The sequence below is a fragment of the Streptomyces akebiae genome (assembly GCF_019599145.1).
GTDB lineage: Bacteria > Actinomycetota > Actinomycetes > Streptomycetales > Streptomycetaceae > Streptomyces > Streptomyces akebiae.
Window position 1 is genome coordinate 7,116,616 of the sequence record NZ_CP080647.1, and the last position, 13,541, is coordinate 7,130,156.

The following is a 13,541-nucleotide window of genomic DNA, read 5'->3' on the forward strand; positions in this document are numbered from 1 at the left end:
CATTCAAACGTACCGGCCCAGCCCGAAGGGAGAGTACGCCGACACGGGGGAGTGTAAATCTAACGGCGGATCCGACGATCATGGGAGAGACGTCAAGTGGCTGATACCGCCGTTGAGTTGGAGACCGTGGAACCTGTCGAGAGTGCCCAGTCCGGGCCGTCCGTCCCCGTGTCGGATGAGCAGCTGGTCGCGATGCTGGTGGAACGGGCCCGGTCGGAGGGACTGCAGCTGACTGGGCAGGGTGGGCTGCTGCAGCAGCTGACCAAGCGGGTCCTGGAGTCTGCGCTGGACGGTGAGATCGCCGATCACCTCGGCTATGAGAAGCACGATGCGGCCGGCCGGGGCAGTGGCAACTCCCGAAACGGGGGCCGGGCCAAGACTGTGCTGACCGACGTCGGGCCGGTCGAGGTCAAGGTGCCGCGTGACACTGCGGGCACGTTCGAGCCGCAGATCGTCAGGAAGCGGCAGCGGCGGCTGACCGGGGTCGACGAGATGGTGCTGTCGTTGTCCGCGAAGGGGCTCACGCACGGCGAGATCGCCGCTCACCTGGCCGAGGTCTACGGGGCCGAGGTGTCCAAGCAGACCATCTCCACCATTACCGACAAGGTGATGGAGGGCATGGCCGAGTGGCAGAACCGTCCCCTCGACCGTGTTTACCCGGTTTTGTTCGTGGATGCCATCAACGTCAAGATCAGGGACGGGCAGATCGCGAACCGTCCGGTCTATGTCGTGATGGCGGTGACGGTGGACGGGACCCGCGACATCCTCGGCATCTGGGCCGGCGACGGCGGAGAGGGCGCCAAGTACTGGCTGCACGTGTTCACCGAGCTGAAGAACCGCGGCCTGGACGACGTGCTGATGCTGGTCTGCGACGGGCCGAAGGGCCTTCCCGAGGCGGTGGAGACCGTCTGGCCTCGCACGATCGTCCAGACGTGTGTGGTTCACCTGCTGCGGAACTCGTTCCGATATGCGGCCCGCCAGGACTGGGACAAGGTCGCCAAGGCTCTCAAGCCCGTCTACACCGCGCCCAGCGAGGACGCGGCGACGGAGCGGTTCCTCGAGTTCCAGGAGACGTGGGGCCGAAAGTATCCGGCGATCGTGAAGCTGTGGTCGGACGCCTGGGCCGAGTTCGTGCCCTTCCTCTCCTTCGACGTCGAGATCCGCAAGGTCATCTGCAGCACGAACGCGATCGAGAGCGTCAACGCCCGCATCCGCAGGGCCGTCCGGGCCCGCGGGCACTTCCCCAACGAGGCCGCCGCCCTCAAGTGCATCTACATGGCGCTGATGAGCCTGGACCCGACCGGCAAGGGCCGCAAGAGGTGGACCATGCGCTGGAAAGCACCCCTGAACGCGTTCCAGATCGCCTTCGAAGGCCGCCTCACCCCGAGCAACAACTGACCATCAACAACCAAGATCAGCCGTTAAATTGACACACCCCGACACGGCGGGGCGTGGGGGTTTCCGCGGTTGGTGACAGTCCGCTGAGGCGCTCGATGTTGACGGCGATGGCTGTCAGGACGTGCTGGACGTGGGCCTTTGCCTGTCCTCGGTAGCGGCAGCGCCGCATGCCGTGTCCGTGGGCGAACTCGTTGACCGTGCCTTCCACTCCGGAGCGGACCGCGTATCGGGCCTTCCACTCGGGCGTCTGCTGTTCGGCGCGGACGCGGAGTTGCAGGTCACGGAGTTCGCGCGGGGGAAAACCCACGGTGCGGGCGCTGTCGGCGGTGCTGGTGCACTGGGCGCGGGCCGGGCAGGGACGGCACTGGCTCTTGGTGAACCGTGCCACGATCAGAGGTGCCGCGGTGGACGAGGAGGTCGGGTAGGGGCCGTGCCAGCCCGCGCTGACCTGTCCCTGGGGACAGGTGACCTGCTGACGATCGAAGTCGATATGGAAGTCGTCCCGGGCGAAGCCCTCGTTGCGGCGATGCTGGTGCGTGGGGTTGCTCTTCAGCGGTCCGGAGACGGTGACCTGGTGTTCGCGGGCGGCTTGTTCCAGGTGGGGCAGGGAGGTGTAGCCGGCGTCGACCAGGTGCTCGGCGGGCAGCAGCCCGCGGCGGGAGAGGCGGGTGTGGATGCCGGGCAGGACCTGGCTGTCGTGGGTGGTGGCCGCGGTGGTGGCGACATCCGTGATCACGTTGGGGCCGTCGGGAGCACAGGTCTCGGTCAGGTGAGCGGCGAACCCCTTCCAGCTGATGATGTGTCCGTGCCGTGCGTAGCGGGCCGAGGTGTCGTAGGGCGAGACGATCGCCCTCGACGACGGCGGGAGACCCGCCCCGCCTTCCTACTCGGCGGTGCGCCAGCGAAGGTGCCCTGCGGCATCACGGTGGTAGTTCTGCACCATGATTTGCCGCAGAACCTGGACACGAGGACCGGACATGCGGGCCGCTCCGTGGAGGTGTTCGAGGAGCCGGAGGGCGTCGTTCCCGGTGGTAAGGATCCGGGTCATGGGCTTGGTGGGGTTCTTCCCCAGGCGGACCGGCCGGCCGTAGCGAAGCCCCCAGTCCTCATCGACCAGCTCGTCAAGCAGATGAGGGGAGATGCCTGCGACCTCTTCGAGTGCGGCGCGGACCGCCTCGGTGATCAGCTCCAGGCGGGTCAGGTCACGCACTGCGGCCAGTACATGGGTGGAATCGGTGCGCTGAGTGGTGCGCTCGCGCACCAGACCGGCCTCCTTGAGACGGGCCAGCGCGAGGTCGAGGAGGCGGTCGGCACGGCCGTCTTCAGCGAGACGGTCGCGGAAGTCGGCCAGCACGCTGTGGTGGAATCCGGGATCGTCCAGCTCCATAGCCATCGCGTACTTGAAGTCGATGCGGCAGCGGACCGCCTCGGCGGCCTGCCGGTCCGACAGACCGAGCAGGAACTGCAGCACACAGACGGTGGCCAGCTGAGCAGGCGAGAGCCCCGGACGTCCGTCCCTGGGGTACCAGTTCGCGAAGTCCTCGTCGCGCCACAGTCCGTTCAGCCGGTCCCGCACCCATATCGCCGTCGTGCCATCCGGGTTGCTCGCCCGCGCGACCTGCGTGGTCAGAGGCGGGACTTGCTCACCAGAACGGGGGCGCAGAGACAACGGGCACCTCGACAGCTTCATCGGTCAGTGGAACTACCTGAGCATGCCCGTCGACCATGCTGCCGCATCGGAAAACATCAAGATCCCCGACAGAGTCAAGCTGAGACGCTGACCACCGGCCGCTACGAGTTGCGCTACGAGGCGGGGATGCTGCCTCCGGTCGACGCGTTCTGGTCGCTGACCGCCTACGACGAGGACCGGAACCTGATCCGGAATCCGATCAACAGGTACTCCGTCGGAGACCGCACCCGGGGGCTCGTCAGGACGATGACGGGGGCTTGACTCTCTACCTGCAGCCGGACTCACCGGGGCCCGAGCGGGAGTCCAACTGGCTGCCCACGCCTCAGCAGGGCATCTGGTTCGTCGCGCTGCGCATGTACCTCCCGCGCCCCGAGGTCATCGACGCGCGGTGGCACTGCCCGCCGATCAACCGCGTCGTTTGACGCAAGACAGGCCACATGGCCTGAAGGCTGCTGACATCTCGGTCTGGCCCCGGCTGGGTGGAGTCCGGGCAAGGCATGCAGGGGCATGGGCAGAGGGACTGCTTGTACACGAGGATGAACTCGACCCCGGCGTGGGTACCGCCCCTTCCCGCCCTGCTCGCCACTGAGCACCTGCCGGCGCCTGTGGCCTGTGGGGTGTCGGCCACATCGCCACAGGCCTCGTCCGTGCCTTCGCCGACACTCTGCGTGACACCTGTGCCGCTCAGGGCGCGGCAGTGGCCGGGAGGATGCCGTGACCGACCCGAGGCAGATGCCGGCCGGGGGCGGGTGGAGGTGCCGGGCCGGGAGTGTGCCCGGACAATGGAAGAGCCGTGGTCGCCGCTGTGACCGGCGGTGGCAGGCTTGCTGTCGCTTACGTGCCCGGACGGCCCGGCCGGTCGCTCCCGAGTCACTCGGAGTCCGGGAGGCGAGAGGAAGGCGGTTGTCATGACCAGCATCACTCACCGTATCGCCGCCCTGTTCCGGATCAAGGCCAACAAGGCACTGGACCGGGCCGAGGACCCGCGTGAGGTTCTGGACTACTCCTACGACCAGCAGCTGGAGATGCTGCAGAAGGTACGGCGCGGGGTGGCCGACGTGGCGACCAGCCGTAGGCGCGTCGAGCTGCAGGTGAACCAGTTGCGGCAGTCCACGGACAAGCTGCAGGACCAGGCGCAGCGGGCGCTCGCGGCCGGTCGGGAGGACCTGGCCCGCGAGGCGCTCACCCGCCGGACGGCCGTGGCCTCGCAGATCACCGATCTGCAGGAGCAGCAGACGTCGTTGCGGGCGCAGGAGGAGAAGCTGACCCTGGCCGCACAGCGCCTGCAGGCGAAGGTCGACTCGTTCCGTACCCGCAAGGAGACGATCAAGGCCACCTACACCGCGGCCGAGGCCCAGACCCGGATCACCGAGGCGGTGACCGGCATCGGCGAGGAGCTGGGCGATGTGGGCCTTGCCATGCAGCGGGCCCAGGACAAGACCGAGCAGATGCAGGCGCGCGCGGGTGCGCTGGACGAGTTGATCGCTTCCGGGGCGTTGGAGGATGCCACGCTGCCGGCCGGGCGGGACGACATCCAGGCCGAGCTTGAGCGGGTGGGTGCGGGTCAGGATGTGGAAGTCGAGCTGGCCCGGATGAGGGCACAGCTGCCCGCCGCTTCCGCGTCGGCGGCGGTGGAGGGTCCTGATGCCCCGAAGGGCGGCTCGGACAGGGAGGCGACGTCATGATCATGCGGATTCTCGGCGAGGGCCAGTACGAGATCGCCGACGAGCACCTGGACCGGCTCAACGAGCTGGACTCCGCGCTGCAGTCGGCCGCCGACGCGGGCGACGAGGCGGCGTTCACGACCGCCCTGTCGGCCCTGCTGGACGCGGTGCGCAGCCTGGGCACGCCGCTGCCGGACGAGGACATCACGCCGTCCGACCTCGTGCTGCCCGATGAGGGCACCAGCCTCACGCAGGTGCGACAACTGCTGTCCGACGAGGGCCTGATCCCCGGGTGAGGACGCGATGCGCAGCCGCTTCGAGCCCGACCGGCAGCTGACCGCCCGCATGGCGGTCACCATGTTCCTGCTCGGGCTGGTGTACGTGGCATTCATCGCCGCGCTGATCGTGCTGCTCAAGTCCACAGTCCTGGTGATCGTCATCGCCGCCGGACTGCTGGCCGCGCAGTACTGGTACTCGGACCGGATCGCCCTCTACGCGATGCGCGGCCGACTCGTCACCGCCGAGGAACAACCCCAACTGCACGGCGTCATCGACCGGTTGTGTGCCACCGCCGACATGCCCAAACCCCGGGTGGCCATCTCCGAGATGGACCTGCCGAACGCGTTCGCCACCGGCCGCAACGCCGACCACGCCGTCGTCTGCGTCACCACGGGACTGCGGCGCCGCCTGACGGCCGAGGAGCTCGATGGCGTTCTCGCCCACGAGCTCTCCCATGTCGCGCACCGTGACGTGGCGGTGATCACCATCGCCTCGTTCCTGGGTGTGCTTGCCGGACTCGTCGTCCGCTTCGCCTTCTACTCCCAGTTGTTCGGCGGACGCCAGCGCGACCAGAACACCGCCGTCGCACTCGTGGCGGTCATCGCTGTCTCGGCCCTCGTCTACGCGCTGAGCTTCCTGCTCATCCGCGCGCTCTCGCGCTACCGTGAACTGGCCGCCGACCGCGCCGGAGCCATGCTGACCGCGAAGCCTTCCGCTCTGGCCTCGGCCCTGACCAAGGTCAGCGGCGACATCGCCCGCATCCCCACGCAGGACCTGCGTACCGCCCAGGCGTTCAACGCGTTCTTCTTCACCCCCGCCCTCGGCCCCGGTACCGCGGTGGCCAACCTGTTCTCCACCCACCCCAGCCTGGAACGCCGCCTGGAGGCCCTCGCGGAGATCTCCGCCGAGCTGGGCGAGCCGGGCGGCCGGACGCCATGAGAAGGAGCTGAGACCCCGTGGGATTCCTGGACGCCCTGCTCGGCCGGTCCAAGCCGGTCAAGCCCGACCTGGACCAGCTCTTCGGCCTGCCCTCCGCGGCGATCACACTCCAGGCGTCCATCGGCTTCACCCCGACCGGTGCGGGCTCGGTGTGCTTCGCCTCCATCGAGGGCGCGGCCTTCGCGCAAGTCCAGCAGGAGGTACGGGCGCTGCTGGACGCGGACTCCGAACGGGCGGGTGAGCCGGTGGAGTTCAGCCGTGACGCCTACGGATACTCATGGCTGCTCTCCCGCCGCGGTCCCGACGGCCTGCCGGCGCTGGTGGGCGATCTGCACGCGGTGAACACCGCGCTTGAGGACAGCGGCTTCGGTCCGCAACTCCTCTGCTCCCTGGTCTCCTTCCGTGACGCCGAGCTGCGCCCCATGGCGTTGGTCTACCTCTACAAGCGCGGCACCTTCTACCCCTTCGCTCCGTTGCCCGGCGAGAAACGCGACAACCCGCTGGAACTACAGGTCAAGGCAGTGCTCACGGACGACCTGCGCATCGAGCAGGACCTGAGCCGCTGGTTCCCGCTGTGGGGCGCCCCGGGCCTGTGACGGGGCGGCGATGTCATCCGGTCCGGGGAAGTGGCGCGTGAAAGGAGCCGGCGCCCGTCGTGACGACGCGGATCCCGGCCGTCCTCACCGGGTCGCCCGCTTCCTCGGTGGCTGCGCACCCACGCTGCCCCGGTTGGGGACGCGGCGGAACGAACGCCGAAGGAGGAATGACCGTGACTCACCCGGCCGACGACCACGCTCACCACTGGCACGATCCGGCGCATCCACGGAAGGAGCGCAGTACGGCGGTGCTGGACGTGCGCGGCCTGGCGTGGGCGTCGCAGCAGAGCACCGTCGCCACCGTGCTGGGGCGGCGCCCTGGGGTACTGGAGGTCGAGGTCAATCCGGTCGCGCAGTCGGCGACGGTGGTCTTCGACCCCCGGCGGACGTCGCTGGCCGGGCTGCGCCGCTGGGTGACCGAGTGCGGCTACCACTGCGCGGGCCAGGTGGTGCCCTCCCATGTCTGCGACCCGATGGCCGAACCCGATCCGCCCGTGGGGGAGGCCGCGGGCGAGCACACGGGGCACGAGGGCCGCGCCGCGGGCGCGGCCGTACTGTCCGAACCCGCGGAGCCGGCACGGGCCGCGCACGTGGAACACGCCGGGGCTCCGGCTCCACCCGAGAGGATGCCCTCCCCGCACGAGGTGATGGGCCACGGCGGCCACGGCGGGATGTCCATGACGGCGATGGCGGCCGACATGCGCAACCGCTTCCTGGTGGCGCTGCTGTTCTCGGTGCCGATCGTGATCTGGTCGCCGATCGGCGAGGACGTCTTCGGCCTCGACGTGCCGGTCCCCTTCGGACTGCGGCAGGACGTGTGGGCGCTCCTTCTGAGCCTGCCGGTGATCTTCTACTCGTGCACGATCTTCTTCGGCGGCGCTGTGCGGGCCCTGCGTGCCCGCACCCTGGACATGATGGTGCTGGTCACGGTCGCCGTCGGCTCCGGCTGGCTGTACTCCTTGGTCATCACGCTCACCGGCGGCGGCGACGTCTTCTACGAGGCCGCCACCGTCCTGGCGTCCTTCGTGCTGCTGGGGCACTGGTTCGAGATGCGCGCCCGGGGCGGCGCCAACGACGCCATCCGCACGCTGCTGGATCTCGCCCCGCCCCAGGCCCTCGTCGTACGCGGCGGGGTGCCGGTCGAGGTGCCGACCGCCGAGGTCGTGGTCGGCGACCTGTTGCTGGTCCGCCCCGGAGCCAAGATCGCTGTCGACGGGGTGGTGGAGGAGGGCGAGAGCGAGGTCGACGAGTCGATGGTCACCGGCGAGAGCCTGCCGGTGCACAAGGCGCCCGGCGCGCAGGCGGTGGGCGCGACCATCAACGCCAACGGCACGCTGCGGGTACGCGCCACCAAGGTCGGTGCCGACACCGCACTGGCCCAGATCGTCAAGCTGGTCCAGGAAGCTCAGAACTCCAAGGCACCGGGGCAGCGGCTGGCGGACCGGGCGGCGTTCTGGCTGGTCTTCGTCGCCCTGATCGGCGGCGCCGTCACCTTGGCGGTCTGGCTGCTGGCCACGGACCGCTCGCTGGGCGTCGCGATGCTGTTCGCCATCACCGTCGTGGTCATCACCTGCCCGGACGCCTTGGGACTCGCGACGCCGACGGCCATCATGGTGGGCACCGGCCTCGGGGCGGAGCGAGGCGTGCTGTTCAAGAACGCCGTCGCGCTGGAGGCGTCCGCCGGCATCCAGGTCGTCGTCATGGACAAGACCGGCACCCTGACCAAGGGCGAGCCGGAAGTCACCGACATGGTCACCGCACCCGGCACCGACGAGGCGGAGCTCCTACGGCTCGTCGCGGCGGTGGAGCGCGAGTCGGAGCACCCGCTGGCCGAAGCCGTCGTACGCCACGCCGACGCCCGTGGGGCGGAACCCGCGAGCGCCCGGCACTTCGAGAACGTCCCCGGCCAGGGCGCGACCGCCGTCGTCGACGGCCACCGGGTCGCGGTCGGCAACCGTCGCCTGGCGCTGCGCGAAGGTGTGGACCTCGGCCCCTTGGCCGACCGCCGCGAGGAACTGGCCGACACCGGCCGCACCGTCGTCATCGCCGCCGTCGACGGGCAGGCGGCAGGTCTGATCGGCATCGCCGACGCGCCCCGGGAAACCTCGGCCGACGCCGTGGCCGAACTGCACGCCCTCGGCGTCGAGGTGGTCATGCTCACCGGCGACAACCGCGCCACGGCCCGGCGGATCGCCGGACGCCTCGGCATCGACACCGTCATCGCCGAGGTCCTCCCCGGGGACAAGGCGGCCAAGGTCGCCGAGCTGCAGCGCGGCGGACGCAAGGTCGCCATGGTCGGCGACGGCGTCAACGACGCCCCGGCGCTGGCCCAGGCCGACCTCGGCATCGCCATCGGCGCCGGCACGGACGTCGCCATCGAGACCGCCGACCTCGTCCTGATGCGCTCCGACCCGCTCGACGTGCCCACTGCCCTGCGCATCGGCCGCAGCACGCTGCGCAAGATGCGCCAGAACCTCGGCTGGGCCATCGGCTACAACACCATCGCCCTGCCGATCGCGGCAGGCGTCTTCGAGCCCGCCACCGGCCTGGTGCTCCGGCCGGAGATCGCCGCCCTGTCCATGTCCGGCTCCAGCATCATCGTCGCCGTCAACGCCCTCGCCCTCAAACGCCTCCGGCTGCCGGGCGCGGCGCCCTCGCCCGGCGAAGACCCCGTCGGCGCCCCCGCCGCCCCCGACACCGGGGCGGGCGGCGCGTCGGCGCGCTGAAGGACACAGCGGCGAGGCCGGGACGTCTCCTCTCGGAGCTGCGGCCTGACAGCGTCCCGTACGCCCCCCGGGGCAACCACGCGAGGACAGCCGGAGCGGCCGAGGGCTTCCTGGTACGCCCGCTAATGCTCGGCCTGCTCCTCATCGGCCTCGGCGTCGTCCACCCTCCGGCTGTGAGACGGGCAGCCCCCTGCCGGAGGTCCCGGTCGGGCAGATGCTCTACTTCATGGGCGCCGCCCTCATCGCCGGCGCCGTCGTCCACTACCCGATCGATCCGTCGCTGTACACGATCATCTGCGTCGTCGGCGCCTTCGTGTTCCTCCTCGGCACCCTCGTCAACGAGTTCGTGCTGGCCGACGAGCGTCCGGCGCTGAGCAAGGCAGTCTCACTGGTCGCGTTCTCGCTGCTGCTGTCCTTCGGTGTCGGGCTGGTCGGCGGCGGCATCCAGCACTTCGAGCAGTTTCCCGAGCGCAGCGCCTGGATGACCCCATCGGCCTGCTCATGTCCTACGTCGCGTTCGTCGCCAAGGACTCCAAGGGGCGCTGGCGGCACCTCATCAGCCCGTTCGCGGTCGGCGTCGTCGTCGTCTCGGCCCTCGCCTGGCTGGGCATGACCGCCCTTGCCGGCACCATCAGCTCCGACGGCCACAGCCACGACCACGGCTCCACGGCCGAGGCTCCCGCCGGGCAGGACCAGGCTCCCGCCGAGCAGGACAAGCCGGCCGAGGCGCCCGCCGAGCCGGCCGAGGACGGTCACACGTCCCATAGCCACTGACCCCCGTCCGTCACCTGGTAGCCGTTCTCGGGGCACACACGGGGACCGCGCCGGGCCAAAGGACTCATGACGCTTGCGCCTGCCGTCGGCGGGCTCGGGATGCGGCGTGTTCCTACGGACGCGCAACTCGGCGAGGCGTACCTCCAGCCGGTTCTCCTCGCTGGTGCTTCTCCAACTCGCCGCGGCGGGTGCGGGGCAGGCAGGCGGCCTTTGGCCAAGCACATGGAACAGCCCCCGATGCTGTGTTCAGCGGCGTTCAGTGCCCTCCCGCGGCGGACACGGGCAGACGTTCGCTGAACGTCTTGCCGCCATCGCGGGATTCGTACACGCCGTCCTGCGTGGCGGCGAGGACGCGTTCGCCGTCGACGGCGGTCAGGGCCTGCGGCCGCCCGCCCGGAACGGTCCCGGCCCTCGACCAGGTCGCCCCGTCGTCGATGCTGCGGTGCAGGCCGCCTGCGAGGTCGACGCCGAACAGGGCGTCGGCCGCGGGCCAGGACAGGAAGGCCAGGACCCGCCCGGAACCGGTGCCGAACGCCCGGCCGCCGTCGGTGCTGGCGGCGACGCCGTCCTCCGTGGTGGCCAGCACGACGTCCCGGTCCTTCGGGCTGACGGCGATGTCCAGGGCGGTGAGTCGGGCGCGGCTGTCCCAGGTGGTGCGGTCGGTACTGACGCGCAGCAGGCCGCGGGTGCTGTCGTAGCCGTAGACGGTGTCGTGCGCGTACTCCACGGAGTGGAAGTCGGTGGTGCCGCCCAGCGAGAGGTTCTTCCAGGTCCTGCCGGAGTCGGTGGACCGGATCAGGCCGCGGTTGCCGTGGCCGCCGCTCCCCTCGGCGGGGTGGCCGCTGCCGAGGAACGTCTTCGGCCCGATGACGGTGAAGCCCATGTAGTCGGCCGTGTCACCGACCCGCTCGGCGGTGCCGTCGTCGGCCACGGCGATCACGCCTTCGTGGGTGGCGACGTACAGGCGTCCGTCGGCCGGGTCGATGCCCAGGCCGTGGACGTGGCTGACGGCGAGGCCGCCGGAGCCGTCTGCCGAAGCCGTGTCGGACGAGGTGTCGGAGCCGGGGGAGCACGCGGCCACTACGGCCGCGAGGACGGCCCCGGTGATGGCGGTGGCCGCGCGGAAACGAATCTTCATGCGGAGGGTCTCTCGACGAGCGTGAGGAGGAGTGGCGAGCGGGGGCTCAGGGACCGGGCGGGATGTGCCCACGGCATGGGGGCCGGGCCGCGCCTGACGCAGGCCCGAGCCTCGATGCGGGTGTCGTCAGCTCTTGCCGAGGAGCTTGTTCATCTCCTCGATCTCGGCTTTCTGGGCGGTGATGATGTCGTCGGCCAGTTTCTTGGCCGGCCCGTACTGTCCCCGCTCCTTCTCCGTGGTGGCCATGTCCACGGCGCCCTCGTGGTGCTCGATCATCATGGTCAGGAACATCGTGTCGAAGCCCTTGCCGGACGCGTCCATCAGCTCGTCCATGTCCTCGGTGTCCATCATCCCGGGCGTGTCGGAGCTGCCGGAGTGGTCCATGCCATGGTCCATGCCCGGCATGGAGGAGGGCACCTCCTCGCCCCACGCCTTCAGCCAGCCGGACATCGTTTCGATCTCCGGGGCCTGGGCCTTCTCGATGCGCGAGGCCAGGTCCTCGACCTCGGCGGAGGACGCCTGAGCGGTGGCCATCCTCGCCATCTGGATGGCCTGCTGATGGTGCGGGATCATGCCCTGGGCGAAGGAGACGTCCTGGTCGTTGTGGGCGCCGGCGGTGTCCTCGGCACTGGCCGAGGCCGATGTCTGCGCGGCCGAGCCGCTGTCGGACCCGCCGTCGCCGCCACAAGCGGCGAGGACGAGTGAGGCGGCGGCTGCCGTGGCGCCGAGGCCGACGCGACGGACGAGGGAACGAGTGCTGGTCATGCGGAACTCCTGAGGTGCAGAGGGGAGAGCGCGCCGAAGGGCGCGAACATGGCTGGGGCCGTACACCTGGCGGCCGCGACGCACGCGGCAGCGGTGGATACGGCTCGGCCTCGTCCTATCTCCGCAGCAGCTGCAACTCGGCGAGCGAGGGGGGAGCACGCCCGCCCTCCGGCTCCGCGGCCATGGACCGCAGGCCGCTCACCGGCGAACCTGCCTGGCCGCAGGGATCGGGGACCAGCGCGGGAAGAGCCGGACCCGCCCCGACGGCGCCGGACGCACACGTCGGGTCGGCATGCAGTGCGTGTCCGCTGCCGTCACCGTGGCGGTCACAGACGGACTCGGCGCCCATGATCGCCATGTCCGCGTGCGCGGCGGTGGAGCAGTGATGGCCCGTGACGGCGGTGGTCCCGCCCGGCGCGAGGCCATGCATGCCGACCAACCCGGCCAGCAGCCCGAGCACCAGCAGCGCCTGCCACCACCTCAGTGGCGCGGGCGCGGGCTGTGCACGGGCTGTCACAGCCTTCATGCTACGCAAGCCCGCCGGACCCCGCTGCCGAGCGAACAGCCTGCCTGGGTGCCGCCCTGCTGCCGGACAGGACCCGCACCTTCCCGGGGGTGAGCGGGGGAAGCAGACGGCGGTACGAGCCGGCCGAGCACCGCCATGGACCGCGAACCTGAAGGCAATCGCCGGACACCCGCCGAGTCGGCCATGTGGTCCCCGCTCCACAGGCCCGCCCCCCGGTGATCCTTCCCTCACGGCACAGAGCCCTCACCGCTGCTGTCATGGGGACGGTCTGCGCGCTGCTCGCCCTGGTCAGCCGCTCGAATGGCGGCAGCGGCGGCGGCAGCGGCAAGGGCCTGGCCACCATCAGCGCCCCGCCCACCCGACCAGTGCCGACCCTGCCGCGGCGGGATCGTTCCGCTGGAGCGACGCCCGATCCCGTTCCCCCCGTTCGCCCCCGCCATGCGGGTCTCTGACCTGCCGAAACGTATCAGCGGGCGTGCGGGGCCGGACCCGGCCCGGGGCCCGGCTTCCTGGCGCGAACGTCGAACCCGGATTCCTCGTGGCCGGGCATCCCCCCGCGCAGCGGACCGATCCGCCCGCACAGCCGGCGGCAACGCCTCGCGATGGGGGGTGCCGGCTGCGCGGGCGGGCCGGAGACGGCGCGCGGCCTCGGCGAGGCCGTCGGTTCGGGAGAGTTCGTCGAGGGTGCCGTGGTGACGGCGCCGCGCGCTCCGGTGACGGCGCCGCGCGTTCCGGTGTGGGGGAGCTGCCGACCGGTGGCGGCAGCCCGAAGCAGGTCACCACCCTGCCCACCGACGGCCTGCCGGACGGCCGCCCTCGACTCCACCAGGCGATGAACCGCTCCGGGTCCCGGGCCCAGAAAGAGGGGTCTGGCGCAATTCGGAACCGTCATGGGTCTTGTCACCGGTGCGGGCGGCGTGCCAGTGTCCGGGCCATGGTTACGTAACCATGGCCGGTTACACGGGCCCGAGTGTCTGTATCCGGACCCTGGTTCATCACTGCCTCGGCTCAGGTGACGAACCCGCACCCCGCCCTCCGCGATTTCC

General features: G+C 70.5%; 13 protein-coding genes and 1 pseudogene. 9 read left to right on the top strand and 5 right to left on the bottom strand.

The annotated features are described in order from the left end of the window. Window positions 1–192 precede the first annotated feature (192 nt). On the top strand, window positions 193–1,398 hold the full coding sequence (locus tag K1J60_RS30790; RefSeq protein ID WP_259408336.1) for an IS256 family transposase: 1,206 nt from the start codon (window positions 193–195) through the stop codon (window positions 1,396–1,398). Window positions 1,399–1,414: 16 nt separating this feature from the next. Here the strand turns inward: K1J60_RS30790 and K1J60_RS46180 are convergent, their stop codons facing one another. Both K1J60_RS46180 and K1J60_RS46185 read right to left on the bottom strand, forming a co-directional pair. Next, window positions 1,415–2,134 (bottom strand): transposase, encoded by a 720-nt coding sequence (locus tag K1J60_RS46180; RefSeq protein ID WP_259407994.1) that lies wholly within the window; start codon window positions 2,132–2,134, stop codon window positions 1,415–1,417. A gap of 147 nt (window positions 2,135–2,281) precedes the next feature. Continuing rightward, window positions 2,282–2,974 (bottom strand): transposase, encoded by a 693-nt coding sequence (locus K1J60_RS46185; protein WP_259407995.1) that lies wholly within the window; start codon window positions 2,972–2,974, stop codon window positions 2,282–2,284. Between the two features lie 240 nt (window positions 2,975–3,214). Here K1J60_RS46185 and K1J60_RS46190 point away from each other — a divergent pair. From K1J60_RS46190 to K1J60_RS30840, 8 genes and pseudogenes are all read left to right on the top strand, one after another. Continuing rightward, window positions 3,215–3,510 (top strand): annotated as a pseudogene (locus K1J60_RS46190) (DUF1214 domain-containing protein). Between the two features lie 486 nt (window positions 3,511–3,996). Next, complete coding sequence (locus K1J60_RS30810; protein ID WP_220649058.1) at window positions 3,997–4,773, top strand: PspA/IM30 family protein; 777 nt, start codon at window positions 3,997–3,999, stop codon at window positions 4,771–4,773. Beyond that, the gene (gene pspAA / locus K1J60_RS30815; RefSeq protein ID WP_220649059.1) at window positions 4,770–5,048 is read left to right on the top strand and encodes a PspA-associated protein PspAA; all 279 of its coding nucleotides are present in this window, start codon (window positions 4,770–4,772) and stop codon (window positions 5,046–5,048) included. The genes K1J60_RS30810 and pspAA overlap by 4 nt, the downstream gene beginning before the upstream one ends. Before the next feature lie 7 nt (window positions 5,049–5,055). Further along, the gene (htpX, locus tag K1J60_RS30820; protein WP_220649060.1) at window positions 5,056–5,970 is read left to right on the top strand and encodes a zinc metalloprotease HtpX; all 915 of its coding nucleotides are present in this window, start codon (window positions 5,056–5,058) and stop codon (window positions 5,968–5,970) included. Window positions 5,971–5,987: 17 nt separating this feature from the next. After that, window positions 5,988–6,566, top strand: a complete 579-nt coding sequence (pspAB, locus tag K1J60_RS30825) for a PspA-associated protein PspAB (protein ID WP_220649061.1) — start codon at window positions 5,988–5,990, stop codon at window positions 6,564–6,566. Between the two features lie 167 nt (window positions 6,567–6,733). Further along, window positions 6,734–9,292: a heavy metal translocating P-type ATPase gene (locus K1J60_RS30830; RefSeq protein ID WP_259407996.1), complete on the top strand. Its 2,559-nt coding sequence runs from the start codon at window positions 6,734–6,736 to the stop codon at window positions 9,290–9,292. A 214-nt stretch (window positions 9,293–9,506) separates the two neighbouring features. Next, window positions 9,507–9,905 carry a hypothetical protein gene (locus K1J60_RS30835; protein WP_220649062.1) on the top strand — a complete coding sequence of 133 codons (399 nt, stop codon included), beginning with the start codon at window positions 9,507–9,509 and terminating at the stop codon, window positions 9,903–9,905. Further along, complete coding sequence (locus K1J60_RS30840) at window positions 9,902–10,066, top strand: hypothetical protein (protein ID WP_220649063.1); 165 nt, start codon at window positions 9,902–9,904, stop codon at window positions 10,064–10,066. Before K1J60_RS30835 ends, K1J60_RS30840 begins: the two co-directional genes overlap by 4 nt. Before the next feature lie 256 nt (window positions 10,067–10,322). Here the strand turns inward: K1J60_RS30840 and K1J60_RS30845 are convergent, their stop codons facing one another. From K1J60_RS30845 to K1J60_RS30855, 3 genes are all read right to left on the bottom strand, one after another. Continuing rightward, window positions 10,323–11,204, bottom strand: coding sequence for a F510_1955 family glycosylhydrolase (locus tag K1J60_RS30845; RefSeq protein ID WP_220649064.1), 882 nt, complete (start codon window positions 11,202–11,204; stop codon window positions 10,323–10,325). Between the two features lie 126 nt (window positions 11,205–11,330). Further along, window positions 11,331–11,969, bottom strand: a complete 639-nt coding sequence (locus K1J60_RS30850; RefSeq protein ID WP_220649065.1) for a DUF305 domain-containing protein — start codon at window positions 11,967–11,969, stop codon at window positions 11,331–11,333. 115 nt (window positions 11,970–12,084) lie between these two features. Continuing rightward, complete coding sequence (locus tag K1J60_RS30855) at window positions 12,085–12,486, bottom strand: DUF6153 family protein (RefSeq protein WP_259407997.1); 402 nt, start codon at window positions 12,484–12,486, stop codon at window positions 12,085–12,087. Between the last annotated feature and the right edge of the window lie 1,055 nt (window positions 12,487–13,541).